This is a genomic window from Pseudomonas sp. BN515, assembly GCF_029873155.1.
In the GTDB taxonomy this organism is placed as follows: domain Bacteria; phylum Pseudomonadota; class Gammaproteobacteria; order Pseudomonadales; family Pseudomonadaceae; genus Metapseudomonas.
The window spans coordinates 1-19526 of record NZ_SSOH01000019.1; the positions used below are offsets into that span (position 1 = coordinate 1).

20 protein-coding genes and 1 pseudogene are annotated in these 19526 nt (G+C 63.9%); 5 read left to right on the top strand and 16 right to left on the bottom strand.

Annotation, left to right across the window (positions count from 1 at the left end; all coding sequences use genetic code 11):
* Positions 1-60: 60 nt before the first annotated feature.
* Positions 61-1236, top strand: a pseudogene (locus tag E8E91_RS04605) (IS3 family transposase).
* Positions 1237-1346: 110 nt separating this feature from the next.
* Here E8E91_RS04605 and E8E91_RS04610 read toward each other — a convergent pair.
* The 6 genes from E8E91_RS04610 to E8E91_RS04635 are packed head-to-tail and all read right to left on the bottom strand — an operon-like array spanning position 1347 to position 6523.
* Complete coding sequence (locus E8E91_RS04610; protein ID WP_280374797.1) at positions 1347-2000, bottom strand: HAD-IB family hydrolase; 654 nt, start codon at positions 1998-2000, stop codon at positions 1347-1349.
* Positions 2000-2989, bottom strand: coding sequence for an ABC transporter ATP-binding protein (locus E8E91_RS04615; RefSeq protein WP_280374798.1), 990 nt, complete (start codon positions 2987-2989; stop codon positions 2000-2002). Before E8E91_RS04615 ends, E8E91_RS04610 begins: the two co-directional genes overlap by 1 nt.
* The gene (locus E8E91_RS04620) at positions 2986-3783 is read right to left on the bottom strand and encodes an ABC transporter permease (protein ID WP_280374799.1); all 798 of its coding nucleotides are present in this window, start codon (positions 3781-3783) and stop codon (positions 2986-2988) included. Before E8E91_RS04620 ends, E8E91_RS04615 begins: the two co-directional genes overlap by 4 nt.
* Positions 3770-4612: an ABC transporter permease subunit gene (locus E8E91_RS04625; RefSeq protein ID WP_280374800.1), complete on the bottom strand. Its 843-nt coding sequence runs from the start codon at positions 4610-4612 to the stop codon at positions 3770-3772. The genes E8E91_RS04620 and E8E91_RS04625 overlap by 14 nt, the downstream gene beginning before the upstream one ends.
* Positions 4609-5415 carry an alkaline phosphatase family protein gene (locus E8E91_RS04630; protein WP_280374801.1) on the bottom strand — a complete coding sequence of 269 codons (807 nt, stop codon included), beginning with the start codon at positions 5413-5415 and terminating at the stop codon, positions 4609-4611. Before E8E91_RS04630 ends, E8E91_RS04625 begins: the two co-directional genes overlap by 4 nt.
* Positions 5416-5464: 49 nt before the next feature.
* Positions 5465-6523 carry an ABC transporter substrate-binding protein gene (locus E8E91_RS04635; RefSeq protein WP_280374802.1) on the bottom strand — a complete coding sequence of 353 codons (1059 nt, stop codon included), beginning with the start codon at positions 6521-6523 and terminating at the stop codon, positions 5465-5467.
* Positions 6524-6824: 301 nt separating this feature from the next.
* On the opposite strand from E8E91_RS04635, the gene E8E91_RS04640 reads away from it, so the two are divergent.
* A complete protein-coding gene (locus tag E8E91_RS04640) occupies positions 6825-7541 on the top strand; it encodes a UTRA domain-containing protein (RefSeq protein WP_280374803.1) in 717 nt (238 codons plus the stop codon).
* A 162-nt stretch (positions 7542-7703) separates the two neighbouring features.
* Here E8E91_RS04640 and lpcA read toward each other — a convergent pair whose 3' ends face one another.
* The 7 genes from lpcA to minC form a co-directional block, all read right to left on the bottom strand.
* Entirely contained in the window at positions 7704-8291 is a 588-nt protein-coding gene (lpcA, locus tag E8E91_RS04645) for a D-sedoheptulose 7-phosphate isomerase (RefSeq protein WP_280374804.1), read from the bottom strand.
* Between the two features lie 17 nt (positions 8292-8308).
* A complete protein-coding gene (locus E8E91_RS04650) occupies positions 8309-9598 on the bottom strand; it encodes a M18 family aminopeptidase (RefSeq protein ID WP_280374805.1) in 1290 nt (429 codons plus the stop codon).
* A 248-nt stretch (positions 9599-9846) separates the two neighbouring features.
* Positions 9847-10422, bottom strand: coding sequence for a class I SAM-dependent methyltransferase (locus tag E8E91_RS04655; protein ID WP_280374806.1), 576 nt, complete (start codon positions 10420-10422; stop codon positions 9847-9849).
* A 37-nt stretch (positions 10423-10459) separates the two neighbouring features.
* The gene (locus E8E91_RS04660; RefSeq protein WP_190827526.1) at positions 10460-11095 is read right to left on the bottom strand and encodes an RluA family pseudouridine synthase; all 636 of its coding nucleotides are present in this window, start codon (positions 11093-11095) and stop codon (positions 10460-10462) included.
* 72 nt (positions 11096-11167) lie between these two features.
* Positions 11168-11422: a cell division topological specificity factor MinE gene (gene minE / locus E8E91_RS04665; RefSeq protein ID WP_151132185.1), complete on the bottom strand. Its 255-nt coding sequence runs from the start codon at positions 11420-11422 to the stop codon at positions 11168-11170.
* Complete coding sequence (gene minD / locus E8E91_RS04670; RefSeq protein WP_120652639.1) at positions 11419-12234, bottom strand: septum site-determining protein MinD; 816 nt, start codon at positions 12232-12234, stop codon at positions 11419-11421. The genes minE and minD overlap by 4 nt, the downstream gene beginning before the upstream one ends.
* 101 nt (positions 12235-12335) lie before the next feature.
* Entirely contained in the window at positions 12336-13082 is a 747-nt protein-coding gene (gene minC, locus E8E91_RS04675; RefSeq protein WP_280374807.1) for a septum site-determining protein MinC, read from the bottom strand.
* Between the two features lie 121 nt (positions 13083-13203).
* Between minC and E8E91_RS04680 the strand changes: the two genes are divergently transcribed.
* Positions 13204-14124 carry a lipid A biosynthesis lauroyl acyltransferase gene (locus E8E91_RS04680; protein ID WP_280374808.1) on the top strand — a complete coding sequence of 307 codons (921 nt, stop codon included), beginning with the start codon at positions 13204-13206 and terminating at the stop codon, positions 14122-14124.
* A 37-nt stretch (positions 14125-14161) separates the two neighbouring features.
* On the top strand, positions 14162-15370 hold the full coding sequence (locus tag E8E91_RS04685; protein WP_280374809.1) for a patatin-like phospholipase family protein: 1209 nt from the start codon (positions 14162-14164) through the stop codon (positions 15368-15370).
* Positions 15371-15457: 87 nt separating this feature from the next.
* On the opposite strand, the gene E8E91_RS04690 is transcribed toward E8E91_RS04685, so the two are convergent.
* The 3 genes from E8E91_RS04690 to E8E91_RS04700 form a co-directional block, all read right to left on the bottom strand.
* Complete coding sequence (locus E8E91_RS04690; protein WP_280374810.1) at positions 15458-16303, bottom strand: pirin family protein; 846 nt, start codon at positions 16301-16303, stop codon at positions 15458-15460.
* A gap of 225 nt (positions 16304-16528) precedes the next feature.
* A complete protein-coding gene (locus E8E91_RS04695; RefSeq protein WP_280374811.1) occupies positions 16529-17293 on the bottom strand; it encodes a VacJ family lipoprotein in 765 nt (254 codons plus the stop codon).
* The gene (locus tag E8E91_RS04700) at positions 17286-18581 is read right to left on the bottom strand and encodes an alpha/beta fold hydrolase (protein WP_280374812.1); all 1296 of its coding nucleotides are present in this window, start codon (positions 18579-18581) and stop codon (positions 17286-17288) included. The genes E8E91_RS04695 and E8E91_RS04700 overlap by 8 nt, the downstream gene beginning before the upstream one ends.
* Before the next feature lie 266 nt (positions 18582-18847).
* On the opposite strand from E8E91_RS04700, the gene E8E91_RS04705 reads away from it, so the two are divergent.
* Positions 18848-19231 (top strand): hypothetical protein, encoded by a 384-nt coding sequence (locus E8E91_RS04705; protein ID WP_280374813.1) that lies wholly within the window; start codon positions 18848-18850, stop codon positions 19229-19231.
* Positions 19232-19526: the final 295 nt, after the last annotated feature.

Below are 19526 nucleotides of genomic sequence, written 5' to 3' on the forward strand. Positions count from 1 at the left end.
TGAAGTGGCCTAATGATTCTGGACACCCCGATAGGGCGTTAAGCTGCGCCCAAGCAAGAGGTGTTCATGAGCAGAAGATCATTCAGTCCGGAATTCAAACTCGAGGCCGCCAGCCTGGTGGTCGATCAAGGCTATTCCATACCGGCAGCCTGCAAGGCGATGGGGGTAGGCCCAACTGCCATGCGGCGCTGGGTCGAGCAATTGACCCTGGAGCGCCATGGCAAGACGCCGGAGCACAGCAAGGCCATGACGCCGGAGCAGCGGCGAATCCAGGAGCTGGAGGCCCAGGTGCGGCGGCTGGAGCGGGAGAAAGAGATCTTAAAAAAGGCTACCGCTCTCTTGATGTCAGACGCCCTCGATTAGTGCGCTTAGTCGAGTCATTGGGTGAGCACTATCCACGGGCAGAGCTTTGCCGGCTGTTCGGCATCAATCGCAGCAGTGTCTATGCCGCCGCTAAGTCAGCAGCTCGCGGTAATCAGCCGCACGCCAGGTTGCGACAGCGCTTGGTGGAGCTGCATGTCCAGAGTCGGCGTTCGGCAGGCGCCCGGACGCTCGCGGCGGCTTTGCGCCAGGAAGGCTGGGCAGTGGGTCGATTCCTGGCCGGCCGTCTGATGAAAGAGGCCCAGTTGTTCAGCTCGCAACGCCGTCGACACCGTTACCGCCCAACTGAGGGTGAGAGTGCCAAAGCGTCGAACGAACTGGACCGGCAATTCCGCACCCACGGCCCCAATCAGGTGTGGTGCGGTGACGTGACGTACATCTGGGCCGGCGGGCGCTGGATCTACTTGGCCGCGATCATGGACCTGTATGCGCGGCGGATTGTGGGTTGGGCAATGTCCGATCGTCCGGACTCGCAGCTTACCGGACGTGCTTTGCGCGTGGCCTATGAGGCTCGCGGTTGCCCCGCCGGCGTGCTGTTTCACTCCGACCAGGGCAGCCACTACAGCAGTCAGGAATTTCGACAATTGCTCTGGCGGCATCGAATCCGCCAGAGCATGAGTCGTCGCGGCAATTGCTGGGACAACGCCCCGATGGAGCGTTTCTTCCGGAGCCTCAAATCCGAATGGATACCGGCTTCGGGTTACGCCAGCCAAGCCGAAGCAGAGGCTGATGTACTGCGCTACCTGACCGACTACTACAACCACCGACGGCCACACAGCTACAACAGCTACCAGACACCGGCACAGCGCGAAGCGCTGGCTGGATAGACCTAAACCGGTGTCCAGTTTTACTTGACCACTTCAGGGTGAGGGAAGCAGGGCTGGGCGCGGAGTCAGATGTGTTGGGCTTCGCTGCGCTCTGCACCAACCTACGGGTCAGGGCTCACCAACCACATCAAGAAATGATCAGCGCCAGTCCAGCACCGGCCAGCCCGCTTGCTCAGCATGGGCGCGCAGGGTTGGATCGGGGTTGACCGTGCGGGGGTTGGCCACCAGGGAGAGCAGTGGCAGGTCGTTGCGCGAGTCGGAATAGAAGTAGGCGCCTTCCAGGCTTTCGCGCTGTTGTTCGAGCCAGGCGTTCAAGCGCGTCACCTTGCCTTCGCGGTAGGTGAGTACGCCGCGGGTGCGGCCGCTGTAGCAACCGTGCTGCTCTTCCAGGTCGATGGCCAGCACTTCTTCCACGCCCAGGCGTTCGGCGATGGCGCTGACCAGGAAGTGCGCCGAGGCGGAGATGATCAGGATGCGGTCGCCAGCAGCACGGTGCTGGGCCAGGCAGCGCATGGCGTCGGAGTGGATCAGTGGCTCGACCACGTCCTCAACGAAAGGCCCGGCCACGAAGTCCACTTCTTCAGCGGTGCGACCTACCAGCGGCGACAGGCTGAAGGCCATGTAGTCCTCCATCGCCAGTTTGCCTTCGGCATAGAGCGCCATGAGTTCATGGTCCTTGCGGATGAAGGATTCGCCGTCGACCCACCCGAGTTCTGCCATGTGGGTGCTCCACAGGCTGGCGCAGTCGCCGTCTATCAGGGTGTCGTCGAGATCGAAGATTGCCAGGGCCATCAGGCCACCTCCCGGATTGCGTGATCGTCTATGCACAGGCCGATGCGTTGGCCTTTGCGGTGCAGATCTTCGACGGAGCGGTTGAGCACGTCCACCACCAGCTCCACGCCGCGCGCTTCGACGCGATAGCGCACCACGTTGCCCAGCAGGCTGTGGCTGCGCACTTCCGCCTCGATACCGCCTTCGCGGCTGAGGGTGATGGCTTCCGGGCGTATGGCGACGCGGCCGCTCACCGGGCGTTGCAGCAGGCGGCTGGCGGTGTCGGCGTCGAGCAGGTTGTAGTTGCCGATGAAGCCGGCGGCAAAGGCGTCCACTGGCGCGGTGTAGAGGGTTTCCGCGTCGCCGCTCTGGACGATGCGTCCGGCGTTCATCAGGAAGATTCGGTCCGACAGGGTCAGGGCCTCTTCCTGGTCGTGGGTGACGAAGATGGTGGTCAGCCCCAGTTCCTGCTGGATGGCGCGGATCTGTTCGCGCAGGTGCTTGCGGATACGCGCGTCCAGCGCCGACAGCGGTTCGTCCAGCAGCAACAGGCGTGGGCGGGTGACCAGCGAGCGCGCCAGGGCGACACGCTGGCACTGGCCACCGGAAAGCTGGTGCGGGTAGCGCGCGGCGAAGTCCGACAGTTCCACCATGGCCAGGGCCTCGTCCACCCGGTGCTGGCTGTCGGCGGCATCGACCTTCTGCATGCGCAGGCCGAAGGCGACGTTCTGCTGCACCGTCATGTTGGGGAACAGCGCGTAGCTCTGGAACACCATGCCGATGCCGCGCTTCTGCGGTGAGAGCGGTACCAGGTCCTGGCCTTGCAGCAGGATCTGTCCGCCGTTCACCTCGGTCAGGCCGGCGATGCAGCGCAGCAGGGTGGATTTGCCACAGCCGGAGGGGCCGAGCAGGGTGACGAATTCGCCCTTGCCGATCTCGCAGTGGATGTCACTGAAAATCGCGGTCTGGCCGTAGTTCTTGTGCAGGCCACGGATGGAAAGAAAGCTCATGCCTTGTCCTTGTTCAGACGGTTGGCTGCCCAGGTGAACAGCAGCACGAAGAAGAAGTAGGAGATCACCAGGGCGCTGTTGAAGTGGCCGCTGCTGTTGCGCATGTTGTTCAGGTACACCTGCAGGGTCTCGTAGCGAGTGCCTACCAGCAGGTTGGCGAAGACGAACTCGCCGAACAGGAACGAGAACGACAGGAACAGCGAAACCATCAGGCCCTTGCGCAGGTTGGGCAGCACCACCAGGAAGGCGGCCTTCCAGGTGCTGGCGCCGAGCAGTTGGGCGGCATCCATCAGGTCACGCAGGTTGATCGCCTGCAGGTTGTTGGTGATGGCGCGGTACATGAAGGGCAGGGCGATGGTGAAGAAGCAGCCGATCAGGATCCAGGGCGTTCCCACCATGGCCAGCGGACCCGAACCATAGATCTGCAATAGGCCGACCGAAGACACCACCGGCGGCACCGCGAAGGGCAGCAGGATGAGGATGTTCATCAGGGCGTCGAGCTTCGGGAAGTGGTAATGCACCACGAACAGCAGCGGCAGGATCAGAACCACCGACAGCGCCAGGGCGCCGAAGCACACCAGCAGCGACTGGCCGAAGGCGGTGAGAAACCGCGTGTCACTCCACAGCGCCAGGTACCACTTGAAGGTCAGGCCGTCCGGGAGGATGGTCGCCGACCAACTGGTGGAGAGCGAGTAGAGCAGGGTGCCGGCCAGCGGCAGCAACAGGATCAGGAACAGCAGCCAGACCACCACGCGATGGTAGAGGCTGCCATTGCGGGATTCAGCGGGCGACATGGTAGCTCCTCTTCAACAGCCACTGGTGCACCACCGTAATCAGCGCCATCAGTCCCACCAGCACCATCGCCAGGGCACTGGCCAGGTTGGGGTTGAGCGCGATGTCGCCAGCGACCATGGCGGCGACGCGGATGGTCAGTACGTTGAAGTTGCCGGTGGTGAGGGCATAGACGGTGGCATAGGCGCCGAGGGCGTTGGCCAGGAGGATGACAAAGGTGCCCAGCAGGGCGGGGGTCAGCACCGGCAGGCCGATGTGTCGCCAGAACTGCCAGGGGCTGGCGCCCAGCAGCTCTGCGGATTCGCGCCAGTCCTCGCGCAGGGCGTCGAAGGCCGGATAGAGCAGCAGCACACCGAGAGGAATCTGGAAGTAGGTGTAGAGCACGATCAGGCCGGCCTTGGAATAGAGGTTGAAGTCCTCGATCACGCCGGACTGCTTGAGCAGGATGGTCAGCGCGCCGTTGAAGCCGAGCAGGATGATGAAGGCGAAGGCCAGCGGCACACCGGCGAAATTGCTGGTCATGTTGGAGAAGGCCATGACGAAGTCGCGCAGCTTCGAATCCACCTTGCGCAGCGAGTAGCTGCCGATCACCGCGATGACGATGCCGAACAGGCTCGACCAGAAGGCGATCTGCAGGCTGTGCTTGATGGCCTGCAGGTAGAACTTCGAGCTGAACACCTTGGCGAAGTTGCCCAGGCCCCAGCCCTCCGGTGTGTTCAGGCTGTTGAGGGCGACCCAGGCCAGCGGCGCGATCTGGAACAGGATGAAGAACAGGGCGAAGGGCAGCAGGCAGAGCAGTGCCAGCCATTTGCCCCGGATGGAGGAATTCACTTGAGCAACTCCCGGCAGACGGTCTTGTCGTGAGGTGCGCCGAGCAGCTCGCAGACTGTGCCACACAGCTCGGTCTGTTTCGGCTGTGCCGTGGCATCCAGGCTGAAGGCATCACCGATGACGAACAGCGGCACCTCGCGCTCCTCGGGGAGCAGGCCGTTGTGGGAGCGATCGTTGTTCATGCCGTGGTCGGCGGTCACCAGCACCTGGTAGCCGGCGTCCATCCAGCGTTGCAGGTATTCGGCCAGGAGGATGTCAGCGACCCGCGCACTGTTGCGGTACTGCGGCGAGTCCAGGCCGTGCTTGTGGCCGGCGTCGTCGACGTTCATCGGATGCACCAGGAGGAAATCCGGGTTGTGGCGCTGGCGCAGACTTTCCGCGTCGGCGAACAGGTGCGAATCCGGGTAGTGGTCGGCGTAGTAGAAGTGGCCGTGCTGGATCGGCAGCTGCGGCGCTTCGGTGTGGCGGTCGCGGGCGGCGTTGAAGGGCGAGGTGTTGTACAGCTCGCTGACCCAGTGATACGCAGCGGCGGCGGTGGTCAGCCCGGCGGCACTGGCGTAGTGGAAGATGCTGCGTTCCTTCGACAGGAGCGATACGTCGTTGTGGACGATGCCGCTCTGGATCGGTGGAACGCCGGTGAGGATGCATTCGTAGAGCGGGCGGGACAGCGCCGGCAGCTCGCACTGGAGCTTGTACAGCACCGCCTTGCCGGCTCCGCACCAGGCCTGAAGGTGACCCAGCGCATGCCGGGCCACCTCGTAGTTCAGGCCATCCAGCAGGACGAGGATGACTTTGTTCTTCATGGTTCGCCTCAAAGCAGCCCAAGCGCCTGAAAGCGATTGGGCCGACTGCTTACTCCATCTCGATGATCACGTGTTCCTGCCACAGCTGCGGCAGTGCCTTGGAGGTTTCTTCCCAGGCTTTGGCGTCCTTGATCGGCTGGACCTTGGCGTATTGCTCGTTGGGCAGCAGCTTGGCCTTGACCTCGGCCGGCAGGGTCAGGTGTTCGGCACGGATCGGGCGGGCGTTGCCCTTGGCCAGGTTGATCTGGCCGGCGTCGCTGAGGATGTACTCGCGGGCCAGTTTCGCGGCGTTCGGGTTCTTCGCGTACTTGTTGATGATGGTGGTGTAGCCGGAGATCACCGAACCGTCCGAGGGGATCAGCACTTCGAAGCGGCTGGGATCGATCTGGTCGCGGTAGGACAGGCCGTTGAAGTCCCAGACGATGCCCACTTCCACCTCACCCTTCTCCAGGGTCTGGATGGTCGGGTTGGACAGCGACAGGCGGCCCTGCTTGGCGATCTCGGCGAAGAAGTCCAGGCCCGGCTGGATGTTCTTCTCGTTACCGCCGTTGGCGATGGCGGCGGCCAGCACGCCGTTGACGGCCTGGGCCGCGGCGCTGACGTCACCGATGGCGACCTTGTACTTGCCCTGCTTCAGGTCGGCCCAGGACTTGGGCGCTTCCTTCACCAGCTGCTTGTTGACGATGAAGGCGATGGAGCCGGTATAGGCCAGCATCCAGTGGCCGTCGGCGTCCTTGGCCCACTCGGGGATCTGGGACCAGGTGCTGGGTTTGTAGGACTGGGTCACGCCCTGCTGGACGGCGATGGGGCCGAAGGCCGCGCCGACGTCGCCGATGTCGGCGGTGGCGTTATCCTTCTCGGCGGCGAACTTGGCGATTTCCTGGGCCGAGCTCATGTCGGTGTCGACGTGCTTCAGGCCGTACTGCTTGTTCAGGTCAACCCAGGTGTCCTTCCAGTTCGCCCAGCTGTCGGGCATGCCCACGCTGTTCACCGCGCCTTCCTTGCGGGCGGCTTGTTCGAGACTCTTCAGATCTGCGTCGCTCGCCATCGCCTGGGTTCCCAGGGCGATGGCCGTTCCCATCAGTGAAGCCAGCAACAGGCGTTTCATGTGAAGCTCCTTAGCAGGTTTGGAGGTTGGTCTAGATCAGCAAGACCCAGGCCAAATCTAAAAGCCTTCGATGACGGTTTGATTTCAGGGTCGCCGCCCGGTCCGGCGGCGGCAGACGCCTGAAAAGCGTAGACCATGGCCAAGTAGCGGATTCGCTGGGCTGTCGCGATTGGCGATGGCATGGCGCATGCAGGCGCGCCTGACTGTCATCCCGCAGTCATCTAGGCTGCCTAGGATGGCCGGCAAGCCCGGACACGATGCACCTCGATGGTGCTGGTCTATTCCAGATTGGAGTTTTTCGATGCGCGATGAGGCGCCACGTACCCTGACCGCCATCTGCAATGCGTTGCAGGAACAGATCGAGCACGGCCTGTTGCCCCAGGGCAGCAAGCTGCCCGCCGAGCGCAAGTTGAGTGAGCTGTTCGATACCACCCGCATCACCCTGCGCGAGGCGCTTGGGCAACTGGAGGCCCAGGGGCTGATCTACCGCGAGGAGCGCCGCGGATGGTTCGTTTCTCCGCCTCGGCTGCTCTACAACCCGCTGGTGCGCAGCCACTTCCACGCCATGGTGGCCGGGCAGGGGCGCGTACCTGCCACCGAAGTGCTGGGCGCGCGGTTGATTCCGGCCAGTGTGGAGATATGTGAGCTGCTGGAGCTGCCGGCACTATCGAGCGTTTACCAGATCCGGCGCGTCCGTCGCATCGATGGGCGCCTGGTGCTCTATGTGGAGCACTACCTGAATCCGGCCTACTTCCCCGGCATCGTCGATTTCGACCTGACCCGGTCGCTGACCGAGCTGTATGAGAGCCAGTACGGCATCCGCTACGGCCGCGTTCGCTTCGACATGGTGCCTACCGCCCTGCACCCGGATGCGGCGGCACCGCTGAAGGTGTCAGCCGGCAGCCCGGCACTGAAGATCACCCGCATCAACCGCGACCAGCATGGACGGCTGATCGACTGCGACCTGGAGTTCTGGCGGCACGATGCGATCCACGTGAGCGTCGAAGTGCCGGAGTGATTGGGCGGCTGCGCCGCCCTTGGCGAATGAATTCGCCCCCACAGAAAGCGGCGGCACTTGTAGGTTGGGTAGAGGAACGAAACCCAACATTACGGCGTCTGTGCCTAACCACGTTGGGCCTCGCTGTGCTCGGACCAACCTACAGGCTGAAGCGAGTGCGGATCAGGCGTAGTTCTCGGGGCTGAGCTTGCGCTCGACCAGCTCGATCAGGATGTGCAGCACCTTGATGTGCAGTTCCTGCACGCGATCGGCGAAGTCGCCGCCGGGGGCGCAGATGCAGACGTCAGCGAGGGCTTCCAGGGCGGAGCCGGGCTTGCCGGTCAGGGCCACCACCTTCACGCCCAGGGCGCGGGCGGCTTCGGCGGCCTTGATGACGTTGGGGCTCTTGCCGCTGGTGCTGATGGCGATCAGCACGTCGCCGGCACGGCCGTGGGACTCCACGTAGCGGGAGAAGATGTAGTCGTAGCCGAAATCGTTGGCGACGCAGCTGATATGGCTGGGATCACTGATGGACACGGCGGCGATGCCAGGGCGGTTCTTGCGGTAGCGGCCGGTCAGCTCCTCGGCGAAGTGCATGGCATCGCACATGGAGCCGCCGTTACCGCAGGAAAACGCCTTGCCCTTGTTCTCGAAGCTCTCGACCAGCAGCTCGGCCGCACGCTCGATGTTCTTCAGCGTCTGCTCGTTGGCAATGAAGTTGTCCAGGGCGCGCCTGGCTTCCTCCAGGCTGTTGCGAATATGGCTGAGCATGCGGGTTTCCTTCCTGATCAGGGCAGGTCGTGGCTGGAGTAGAAGGCGGCCAGCACCTTCACCAGATGGGCCAGGTCATGGCTGCCCGCCAGCTCGCGGATCGAGTGCATGGCGAAGGTGGGCAGGCCGATGTCCACGGTGCGCACGCCAAGCTGGCTGGCGGTGATCGGACCGATGGTAGAGCCGCAACCCATGTCGCTACGGGTCACGAAGCTCTGGACCGGTACTTCGTTCTCCAGGCACAGGTGGCGGAAGAAACCGGCGGTTTCGCTGTTGGTGGCGTAGCGCTGGTTGCTGTTGACCTTGATCACCGGGCCGGCGTTGAGCTTCGGACCGTGGTTGCCGTCGTGCTTGTCGGCGTAGTTCGGGTGCACGCCGTGGGCGTTGTCGGCGGAAACTAGCAGGGAGCGCTGGATGACGCGGGCGAAGGCGTCGCCCTCCGGCAGTATGCGGCGCAGCACCTGTTCCAGCATCGGGCCGTCGGCGCCACAGGCGGAGCAGGAACCCACTTCCTCGTGGTCGGTGCAGACCAGCACGCAGCTCTCGTCCGCCTCGGCTGCCAGCAGGGCCTGCAGGCCGGCGTAGCAGGACAGCAGGTTGTCCAGACGCGCACCAGCGATGAAGTCGCCGTCCAGGCCGATGACCGCAGCGTTCTGGGTGTCGTAGAAGGACAGCTCGTAATCCAGCACCGCATCGGCGACCACGCCATGCTCCAGGGTCAGCTGCTCGGCCAGCAGATCGCGGAATTCGCGGGCTTCGCCAGCGGCCAGTTGCGCCAGGATCGGTGGCAGCTCGGTCTGGGCGTTGATGGCCCAGCCCTGGTTGGCTTCACGGTTGAGGTGGATGGCCAGGTTGGGGATCACGGCGATGGGGGCCTGGAAGTCCACCAGCTGGCTCTCCACCATGCCCGCGGCGCGGTAGGTGACACGGCCGGCGAGCGACAGGTCGCGGTCGAACCAGGGGGCCAGCAGGGCACCGCCATAGACTTCGACGCCCAGTTGCCAGAAGCCCTGCTTGTGCAGTTCGGGGTTCGGCTTGACGCGCAGGCAAGGGCTGTCGGTGTGGGCGCCGACCAGGCGCAGGCCGCCTTCCAACACCGGGCGCTTGCCCAGTTTGATGGCGATGATGGAGGAGTCATTGCGGGTGACGTAATAACGGCCACCGCCTTCGATACGCCAGGCTTCGCGCTCGTCGAGGCGCACATAACCGGCGGCTTCCAGGCGCTTGGCCAGGCTGCGGGTGGCGTGGAAGGGGGTGGGCGAGGCCTTGAGGAAATCGATCAGGCCCTGGTTCAACTCTTCGCGCATTGGGGGACTCCGGACAGCAGTGCCGGGAGTTTATCCCATAGCCCCCGAGGATTAGGAGGGCGACCAGCGGTGAATTTTCCTAACAGGCCGATAGGTGGGGGTGTTGCTGGCGTGTGGGAGCGATTTTAATCGCAGTCGTGGTAAGGCCTGGGCCAGGGTAGGAGCGAGCTTGCTCGCGAATGGAGGTGGGGCTTCGCCAGCAAGCTGGCTCCTACAGTCAGGTAGGGTGCGCTGTGCGCACCGCCCGGTTACAGGCGCCGCGCGACCACCGAGAACAGGTGCCAGTGCTTGTTGCGGCCCTTGGCGGTGATGCCGTCTTCTTCCTTCTCTTCCAGCATCAGTACATCCCAGCCCGCCAGCAGCTCTTCCAGTTGCCGGCGGCGCAGGATGGTGATGCCGTTGTCGGCCCAGTCGTCCCGTTCGCCGAACAGGTGACCGGCGAACAGGCCGCCAGCCGGCAGGGAGCCGCAGATGGCCTGCCAGAGGGAGGGAAAGGCCGACGGTGGGCAGAGGGGCAGGGCGAAGCTGGAATTGACCAGATCGGCCGGCGGCAACGGCAGGCTTTCGAAGCGGCAGCAGCGACTTTGCAGCCTCTGGCGCTTGTCGTCGTCCAGCTGTGCTTCGAGGCGGGCAAGCGCTTCGGGTTCTGCATCCACCGCCAGTACCTTCCAGCCACGCCTGAGCAATTCGAGGGTGTCGCGGCCGGCACCGCAGCCAAGATCGAGAGCGTGGCCGGGCGGTCCGTCCCAGATTTCCAGGGCGGTGAGCAGGGTGAAGCGAGCGGGCTGACCCTCGGTGGCGTTGTAGAACTCGGTGAGGCTCATCTCTTTCCCGAATCGAGGTCTTTTTCTTGAGCCTAGGTCAGAACGGCGCCGGGCACTCGAATCTCAGGCGTTCACCCGTCTGGGGATGGGTCAGGCAGAGCAGGCTGGCGTGCAGGCAGAGGCGATCATGGGCGGCCAGCGCTTCGGGATTGGCGTAGAGGCGGTCGCCGAGCAGCGGATGTCCGATGGACAGCATGTGCACGCGCAACTGGTGCGAGCGGCCGGTGATGGGGGTCAGCTCGACCCGGCTGTAGTGGCCGCAGCGCTCGATCACGCGCCAGAAGGTCAGCGCATGGCGGCCGTGCTCGAAGTCCACCACATGGCGCGGTTTGGTCGGCGGGTCGTAGCGCAGCGGCAGCTCGATGCGGCCACTGTCCAGCTCCGGCTCGCCCCAGCAGAGCGCGGTGTAGGCCTTCTCGGTCTCGCGGTCGTGAAACTGGCGGGACAACTCGCGGTGGCTGTCGGCGTCGCGGGCCAGCACGATCAGGCCGGAGGTCTCCCAGTCCAGACGGTGGACGATACGCGCCTCGGGGTAGCCGTTTTCCTGCAGGCGGGTGATCAGGCAATCCTTGTTGTCGTCGGCACGGCCGGGCACCGACAGCAGCAGGGTGGGCTTGTTGACCACCAGCAGGGCATCGTCCCGGTGGATGAATTCGATCTGGGAAAGCGGCATGGGAGTTCCGGAAATGAAGACGGCGGCCGAAGCCGCCGTCGTGGATCCTAAGGACCCGGGTCTAACGCTCGATCAACGATCGGGCAGGGTGATGTTCAGCTCGAGAATAGAGCAGCTGCCCTGATTCTCCAGCAGGACCTGAACCTGCTCTTCGTCGATGTCGACATATTTGCGGATCACGTCCACCAGATCTTTCTGCAGGGCCGGCAGGTAGTCCGGCTGGCTGCGCTGGCCACGTTCGTGGGCAACGATGATCTGAAGGCGTTCTTTAGCGATCGAAGCGCTACTCTGCTTCTTCCGCTCGCGAAAGAAGTCGAAAATATTCATTCACGGCCTCCAAACAGGCGTTGTAAGAGTCCTTTCTTCTGCACATCGAGGAAGCGATGGGGCAGTTCCTTGCCAAGCAGGCGGTCAACGGCATCGCTGTACGCCTGACCGGCGTCGCTCTGGTCGTCGAGGATGACCGGGATACCCTGGTTGGAGGCCTTGAGGACCGCCTGGGACTCCGGGATCACACCCAGCAGGTTGATGGCGAGGATTTCTTCGACGTCTTCAACGCCGAGCATTTCGCCCTTGGTGACGCGCTCGGGGTTGTAGCGGGTCAGGAGCAGGCGTTCCTTGATCGGGTCTTCACCCTTCTCGGCGCGACGGGACTTGCTGGCCAGCAGGCCGAGCATGCGGTCGGAGTCGCGAACGGAGGAGACTTCCGGGTTGGTCACGACAATCGCCTCGTCGGCGTAGTACATGGCCAGGTGGGCACCCTTCTCGATACCGGCCGGCGAGTCGCAGACCACGTATTCGAAATTCTGAGACAGTTCCTCGATGACCTTGCCCACGCCTTCGAGGGTCAGTGCGTCCTTGTCACGGGTCTGGCTGGCGGCCAGCACGTAGAGGTTCTCAAGGCGCTTGTCCTTGATCAGGGCCTGGGTGAGGCTCGCTTCGCCATTGATGACGTTGACGAAGTCGTACACCACGCGGCGTTCACAACCCATGATCAGGTCGAGGTTGCGCAGGCCGACGTCGAAGTCGACGATGACAGTCTTGTGACCGCGCAGTGCTAGACCGGTACCGATTGCGGCGCTGGTGGTGGTTTTACCCACTCCACCCTTGCCGGACGTGACAACGAGGATCTTGGCCAAGGTGATTCACCCCAAATGAATAAGTAAAACCGGGAAGTTATCGGTTCGCCCGAACCGTCCTTCTTCCCTTTCAGTTCCCTGAAATTTCGCGGCAGTATCCGTTAAAGGCGGGTGATGTTCAACACGTCTCCCGACAGGCTGACCTGCACCTGCTGACCCCACAGCGGATCGCGGCGCAAGTCGTCTGCAACCTTGTACTGGCCGGCTACGGAGACCAGTTCGGCGGCCAATTGGCGACAGAAAATCCGCGCCTTTGTATCGCCCTTGATACCGGCTAGGGCGCGGCCGCGCATCGGGCCGTACACATGGATATTTCCGTCGGCGAGAAGTTCCGCACCGGGGCTGACCGCGGCGAGCACCACCAGGTCGCCGCCTGGCGCATAAACCTGCTGGCCACCACGCACCGGGGTGGTGATGACCTTGGTCGGTTGCACCTCGGGCTTGGGCGGCTCGGCGGGTTTTTCGACTTTTTTCTTCGCCTCGGGTTCTACCGGGTCGATGGGGCGTTCACGGGCGCCGGACGGCGGCAGCACCGGGATGTCCAGGGCGTCGGCTGCGGCAATGTGCTCTTCGCGTTGCGCGCGGATGGCCAGGGTGCGCAGACCGTGGCGGCGGCAGATTTCCAGCAGCACCGGGAGGTCCAGCGGCGGTTCGCCCTCAGGCAGCTTGTCCAGCGCCATCACCAGCGGGGTGTTCTGGAAGAAGTTGGGGGCCTGGGCGACTTTCTCGTCCAGTTGCCGATCGAGGCGTTCGAGGTCGTTGTGGGCCAGTTCCATCACGGTGATGGCGAGCATGCTGCCCTTGAGCTGGAACACGGGTTCTTGGTCGAGAAGGTCGGCTTGGCTCATGGTCTGCCTGCAGTCGTGAATGGCGAGGACTTATAGCGAGATCGCCCGGCGCTAGCAAGCCGGAAGGGGGAGGCGCATTTGGAGTAGAATGCGCGGTTTTCTCGCTCAAGCGGATTCAGAGATGGATAGACCTCAATTTCGCCCACAGTTCCTTCACCCGCGCTATTGGGCGCTGTGGCTGGGGTTGGGCCTGCTCTGGCTGATCACCCTGCTGCCGTACCGGGTGCAACTGGGCCTGGGGCGTGCACTGGGGGCGTTGATGCTGACGGTGGCTGGTTCGCGGCGCAAGATCGCCCGGCGCAATCTGGAGCTGTGCTTTCCCGAGCTCTCCAGCCGAGAGCGTGAGCGCCTGCTGCGGGAAAACTTCGCCTCCACCGGTATCGCCTTCTTCGAGATGGCCATGAGCTGGTGGTGGCCCAAGGCGCGTCTGGCACAGCTTTCCCATATAGAAGGCCTTGAACACCTGCAGAAGGCCCAGGCCGAAGGCCAGGGGGTGATCCTCATGGCCGTGCATTTCACTACGTTGGAGATCGGCGCCGCGTTGCTCGGGCAGGTGCACACCATCGACGGCATGTACCGCGAGCACAAGAATGCCGTGTTCGATTTCATCCAGCGCCGTGGCCGCGAGCGCCACAACCTGGATGCCACCGCCATCGAACGCGAGGACGTGCGCGCCATGCTCAAGGTACTGCGCGCCGGTCGCGCCATCTGGTACGCGCCGGACCAGGACTACGGCCGCAAGCAGAGCATCTTCGTGCCGCTGTTCGGCATCGAGGCCGCCACCGTCACCGCCACCACCAAGTTCGCCCGCCTGGGCCGTGCCATCGTCCTGCCCTTCACCCAGCGTCGCCTGGAGGATGGCTCCGGCTACCGGCTGGTGATTCATCCGCCGCTGTCCGATTTCCCCGGCGACACCGAGGAAGCCGATTGCCTGCGCGTCAACCAGTGGGTGGAAGGTGCGGTGCGCGAATGCCCCGAGCAGTACCTCTGGGCCCACCGCCGCTTCAAGACCCGGCCCGAAGGCGCGCCGAAGCTCTACTGAAACCTATAATCGGGGAATCCCGCCCGGAGAGCAGTCCATGGATGCCAGCACCGCCACCCAGAAGCCCGTTACCGGGCTGATTCTTTCCGGTGGCGGTTCGCGGGCGGCTTATCAGGTCGGGGTGCTGGGCGCCATTGCGGACTTGCTGCCGGATGCCGCCTGCAACCCTTTTCCGGTCATCGTCGGCACCTCCGCCGGTGCGGTGAATGCCGTTGGCCTGGCCTGCGGTGCATTGCACTTCAGTCAGGCTGTCCGTCGTCTCAACAGCGTCTGGCAAGGCTTTCATTGCGGAGAGGTCTACCGCAGCGACTGGCCCGGCGTGATCCGCCAGAGTTCGCGATTCTTCGGTCACAGCCTGCTCGGACTGGGCCGTGATATCCCGGTGGCGCTGCTGGACAACGCTCCCCTGCGTGAGTTACTGACCCGCGAGCTGGACTTCACCGGCATCTCCGCCGCCGTCCGCACCCGCCAACTGCGTGCCGTGGCCGTGACCGCCTTCGGGTACGAGACTGGCCAGGCGGTGACCTTCTACCAGGGCCGCGCCACCATCGATCCCTGGTATCGCCACCGCCGTGTCGGTGTGCCGACCCGTCTGAGTGTCGAGCACCTGATGGCCAGCGCGGCGATTCCCCTGTTGTTCCCCGCAGTACGCATGGGGCGCGAATATTTCGGCGACGGTGCGGTACGCCAGACGGCGCCCATCAGTCCGGCATTGCACCTGGGCGCCAACCGGGTGCTGGTGGTGGGTGTGAGCGGCAACCCGCTGGGCATGAACCCCAGCCAGGAAATGGCGCAGCCCCAGGGCGGCCGTCCGCCGACCCTGGCGCAGATCAGTGGGCATCTACTGAACAGCACCTTCATCGACAATCTGGAAAGCGACATCGAACTGCTGGAGCGGATCAATCGGATGAGCCGGGCCATCCCGCCCGAATTGCGGCCACGCCATCTGAGTTCGGAGCAGGTGGAGGTGCTGGTGATCTCGCCGAGCCGGCCACTGGATGAAATCGCCGCCCGCCACCGCCGCGAGATGCCCCGCGCCATCCGCACCTTCCTGCGCGGTCCGGGGGCGACCCGGGCGAGTGGGGCGGGGGTACTCAGTTATCTGCTGTTCGAGCCTGGATACTGCAACGAACTGATCGAGCTGGGTTACCAGGACGCCATGGCCAAGCGCGCCGAGTTGCAGCGCTTCCTCGGCCTGGAGATGGCGCCGGTCCATCCCCACATCGTTCCGGCTCTCCAGCCGTAGGGAGCGGAGCCCGGCGTGACGCAGATGGTGGGTCGGTGAAGCGTGACCCACCCTACGTAACGACCAACGTTCAGCCCGGCCGAGGTGTCATACGCCGAAGCGGCCATCCCGGTAGTCCCTCAGTGCCTGCTCGATCTCCTCGCGGGTATTCATCACGAAGGGGCCGTACTGGACGATGGGCTCACCCAGCGGGCGACCCGCCAGCAGCAGGACCTTGGCACCGTCATCACTGGCCAGCTCCAGGGCACCCTGTTCGGAGAGGCGCACCAGCCGTCCCTTGCCGATGGCGTGGCCGTTCAGGTGCACGCTGCCTTCGTAGACATAGAGCATCACCCGCAGGCCGTCGGCCAGTTGCGGCGATACCCGGCTGCCAGCCGGCAGGTCGAGGTCGAAGATGTGCGGCTCGCTGTGCGGGCGCTGCACGGCGCCATCGCGGGCGACCTGGCCATCGTCGAAGCGGCCGGCGATCACCAGTGCCTCGACGCCTTCGGCAGTGCGGACCCGCGGAATTTCCGCCGGGTCGAAGTCGCGGTAGCCGGGGTCGCCCATCTTGTCCTTGCCCGGCAGGTTCAGCCAGATCTGGAAGCCGCGCATCACACCTTCCTCCTGCTCCGGCATTTCGCTGTGGATGATCCCGCGTGCGGCGGTCATCCATTGCACGCCGCCGTTCTGCAGCAGGCCGCTGTTGCCCAGGTGGTCCTCGTGGCGCATGCGCCCTTCGATCATGTAGGTGATGGTTTCGAAGCCGCGATGCGGGTGCGGCGGAAAGCCGGCGACGTAGTCGTCGGGGTTGGCCGAGCCGAACTCGTCGAGCATCAGGAAGGGGTCGAAGCGCGGTACGCCCTGCTCGGCGAAGACGCGGGTCAGATTGACGCCGGCACCGTCGGACGCGTGCTGGCCGGGGCGTTGTTCGAGAATCTGGCGGTAGCTCATCGGAACCTCCTCAAGGTTGGAATGAGCGGGATGCTACGCCTATAAATTGAATGAATGGTGCGTGTTTTTTCTTGTTTTATATCTTGTTTATCGATCTATTTGCTTCTCTGTAGGGGCGAATTCATTTGCCAAACCGGACCGGAGGTTCGGCGTGACGTGGCGAAGGGGCAGCTTCGCCGTCCTTGGCGAATGAATTCGCCCCTACACATGCCGAGGCTGGTGGCCTTACTCGGCAATCTGCAACCTGCGCGACTGGGTATAGACGTAGCGCAGCTTCTCGTACTCGAACGGGGTGTTGAGCTGGCCGTAGCGGAAATTGGTGGTGTAGCGCTTGTCCACCATGCGCAGGGCGGTGATTTCCGGGTGGTTGCTGGCGACTTCCGGCACGTTGAGGAAGTTGATCTGGTAGTCGGCGACGTAGTCCACCACCAGCCCGCCGGTATCCCGCAAGTTGGATGGGCCGAGGATCGGCAGCATCAGGTAGGGGCCATCGGTGACGCCGTAGTAGCCGAGGGTCTGGCCGAAGTCTTCGGTCTGCTTGGGGAGCCCCATGCGCGTAGCCGGGTCCCAGAGGCCGACGACGCCGATGGTGGTGTTCAGCAGCAGGCGGCCGGTGATTTCCATGGAGCGCTGGCCCTTGAGCTGCAGCGCGCTGTTCAGCAGGTTGGGGATGTCGCCCAGGTTGCTGAAGAAATTGCTCACGCCGCTGCGTAAGAAGCCCGGCGTGACATAGCGGTAGCCGCGCACCACGGGCAGAAACACCCATTCGTCGAAGCGGTAATTGAAGTGGTAGACGCGCCGGTTCCAGGACTCGTAGGGGTCGTAGACGCTCAACGCATCCAGGGTGGAGCGCTCGAATTCGCGCTGGTCCAGGCCGGGGTTGAATTTCAGGTCCTTCAGCGGTTGGGTGAAACCGTCCTGGTCGGGCTCCTGGGCCACGGCCAGGCCACTGGTCAGCAGCAGGGCGATGAAGAGTGCTTTCTTAGCCACGGAAGAACTCCAGCATGGCGTCGCCGTTGACGCGGTAGTTGAGGTTGCCGCAGTGCCCGCCGTGCGGGTACACGGTCAGGCGGTCGCCCATGGCGCGGCGCAGGAAACCGAGGTCACCGGGGCCGAGGATGAGATCGTCGGCGTTGTGCATCACCGCGATCTTGCTGCTGTCCTTGAGGTAGTCCTCCAGGGCATAGAGGCTGACCTGGTTGATCAGCTGGGTCAGGCTGCCGCCGTCGAAGCGGGCGCGCCAGTAGGGGATCAGCTGCTCGGTGATGTAGCAATCGAAGTCGCACTGCAGGGCGCGCTTGTAGAAGGGCGTCAGGCTGGTGCCTTCATTGATGGGGTACTTCACCGGAGTGATCAGGCCGCGATGGTTGATCAGGTCCGAAGTGAAGGCGATGTCCGAGGAGGAGAAGCGGAAGGACGTGCCGATCAGCATCGCCATCTGCTCATTGGAGAGCCGCTGTTTGGACTCCTGGAAATCGAAGAGCAGGGCGTCGTTGAGGTCGATGTAGCCCTTCTGCTGGAAGTAGCGGGTCAGTTTGCCGAGCACCACCTGATAGAAGGTGGTGGTGTCGTCGACGCCCTTCACGCGGGTCTGCACCAGGCGGTCGAGGTTGGTGACCGAGGTGTAGAGGTTCACCGGCGGATTGAGCAGCAGTACACGTTTGAAGTTGAAGCTGCGGCGGGTTTCGTCCAGATGACTGACGAAGGCGGCTTCCAGGGCGCCCAGGCTGTAGCCGGTGAGGTAGAAGTCGGTGACCTCCAGGCCCGGATGCTGGGCGCGCACGGCCTGCATCACGCGGTAGAGATCATCGGCATCCTCGGCCGTGAGTCCGGGCGTTGCATGGCGGGAGGCACTGGCCATGAAGTCGTAGCTGGTGGGCGAGGAGAGCTGCACCACGTGGTAGCCGGCGCCGTAGAACAGCTTCTTGAGATTCTCCGCGTGGGTACTGGCGTAGTGGCCGCCGGTGCCGGCAATGACGAACACCAGTGGCGCCGGGCCTTTCTGCTGCGCGAGGCGGTAGCGCAGCTTCTTCACCGACCAGAAATTGTCGGGCAGGGCGCTTTCACGTTCCGGGCGCAGTTTCAGGTCGTAGTCGGCCTGGTCGATGTCATCGTCCGCCGGCACCGTGCTGCGCAGGTCCGGCGGCGTGGTGGCGATGGTCGCCTCGAAGGGGTTGGTGATCGGAAAGCCGTAGCTGGCGGCATCCAGGTCTGCGGCCAACACGTGGGCACAGAAGGTCAGGCTGCCCAGTAGGGCGGCGAGGCTTAGACGGAGCATAGGAGGGGTCCCTGTTCAGTTTCTGCGGAGGCCTTCGCCCGAAGTCATGGGCGGGCTCCAGCCACTCCACCGGACCTGCCCATCAGGGCGGCCGGGCCGCGTTCCTTATAAGAGAACGTCATGAGTGAATACCGAGGCTATGACAACTGCAAGTATTGCAAGTGCGGTCCGTACGTCAGGCCAGGTTGTTGCGGATCGTTGTAAGGTTCTTGCATCGCTCGGACGGGGGGGTATCCTTGGCGCCGCTTACCCATTCGGAGAGAACCATGTCCAGCCGTTCGTCCCTCATCCTGCTGCTGATCCTGCTGCCGCTCTGGCTGGCTGCCAGCTACGGGGTCCGCTTCGCCCTGATGGAGGACGGCCAGTGGGTCGGCCTGTGCGTCGACGAAGCGCAACGCTGGGAATGCCAGGTTCGCGCCGGCCTGGGCCTGCTGATCCACTTCCGCGTCATTGCCTGGGTCGGCCTGGTTGCCTCCGTGGCGGCCTTCTTCATTCCCGGTCGCGCCGGCTGGAGTCTGGCTCTGCTGGCCCTGCTGTTCGCCCTGCCGGCCCTGGTGCTCTACACCGCCAGCCTCGCCGTGTTTGCCTGCGTCATCGCCGGCCTGCGCCTGGTGCGCCGCCAGCCGGAGCCGGTACCGATCAGCGCCTGATCCAGGTAGCAGGCAACAAAAAAGGACGCTTGGAGCGTCCTTTTTTGTGTCTGGCGAATCTGCTTTGTAGGGTGCGCTGTGCGCACCGGGAACCCTGCGCGGAGTTTCCGGTGCGCAGGGTGTTCAGCCGGTATACATGGGTAACGCTTGTCGGGAGACATGGGTAACGGGTGGATAGTCATGGCTTGGGTTGCCTGAGATCAATCTGGCGCACGGTCTTGTGGATGAACACCACGTCGAAGACGCCGTCGGTCGCGGTCGGACGGATGGCAACCCGCTCTCCCGCCAGGCCGCC

What these genes read in the sequence shown, in the direction of transcription:
- E8E91_RS04630 (WP_280374801.1), bottom strand. Translation starts at nt 5,415, where the DNA reads ATGAAGAACAAAGTCATCCTCGTCCTGCTGGATGGCCTGAACTACGAG.
- E8E91_RS04615 (WP_280374798.1), bottom strand. Translation starts at nt 2,989, where the DNA reads ATGAGCTTTCTTTCCATCCGTGGCCTGCACAAGAACTACGGCCAGACC.
- E8E91_RS04610 (WP_280374797.1), bottom strand. Translation starts at nt 2,000, where the DNA reads ATGGCCCTGGCAATCTTCGATCTCGACGACACCCTGATAGACGGCGAC.
- E8E91_RS04690 (WP_280374810.1), bottom strand. Translation starts at nt 16,303, where the DNA reads ATGAGCTACCGCCAGATTCTCGAACAACGCCCCGGCCAGCACGCGTCC.
- minC (WP_280374807.1), bottom strand. Translation starts at nt 13,082, where the DNA reads ATGAGCCAAGCCGACCTTCTCGACCAAGAACCCGTGTTCCAGCTCAAG.
- E8E91_RS04640 (WP_280374803.1), top strand. Translation starts at nt 6,825, where the DNA reads ATGCGCGATGAGGCGCCACGTACCCTGACCGCCATCTGCAATGCGTTG.
- E8E91_RS04655 (WP_280374806.1), bottom strand. Translation starts at nt 10,422, where the DNA reads ATGAGCCTCACCGAGTTCTACAACGCCACCGAGGGTCAGCCCGCTCGC.
- minE (WP_151132185.1), bottom strand. Translation starts at nt 11,422, where the DNA reads ATGAATATTTTCGACTTCTTTCGCGAGCGGAAGAAGCAGAGTAGCGCT.
- E8E91_RS04705 (WP_280374813.1), top strand. Translation starts at nt 18,848, where the DNA reads ATGTCCAGCCGTTCGTCCCTCATCCTGCTGCTGATCCTGCTGCCGCTC.
- E8E91_RS04650 (WP_280374805.1), bottom strand. Translation starts at nt 9,598, where the DNA reads ATGCGCGAAGAGTTGAACCAGGGCCTGATCGATTTCCTCAAGGCCTCG.
- E8E91_RS04620 (WP_280374799.1), bottom strand. Translation starts at nt 3,783, where the DNA reads ATGTCGCCCGCTGAATCCCGCAATGGCAGCCTCTACCATCGCGTGGTG.
- lpcA (WP_280374804.1), bottom strand. Translation starts at nt 8,291, where the DNA reads ATGCTCAGCCATATTCGCAACAGCCTGGAGGAAGCCAGGCGCGCCCTG.
- E8E91_RS04635 (WP_280374802.1), bottom strand. Translation starts at nt 6,523, where the DNA reads ATGAAACGCCTGTTGCTGGCTTCACTGATGGGAACGGCCATCGCCCTG.
- E8E91_RS04680 (WP_280374808.1), top strand. Translation starts at nt 13,204, where the DNA reads ATGGATAGACCTCAATTTCGCCCACAGTTCCTTCACCCGCGCTATTGG.
- E8E91_RS04685 (WP_280374809.1), top strand. Translation starts at nt 14,162, where the DNA reads ATGGATGCCAGCACCGCCACCCAGAAGCCCGTTACCGGGCTGATTCTT.
- E8E91_RS04660 (WP_190827526.1), bottom strand. Translation starts at nt 11,095, where the DNA reads ATGCCGCTTTCCCAGATCGAATTCATCCACCGGGACGATGCCCTGCTG.
- E8E91_RS04700 (WP_280374812.1), bottom strand. Translation starts at nt 18,581, where the DNA reads ATGCTCCGTCTAAGCCTCGCCGCCCTACTGGGCAGCCTGACCTTCTGT.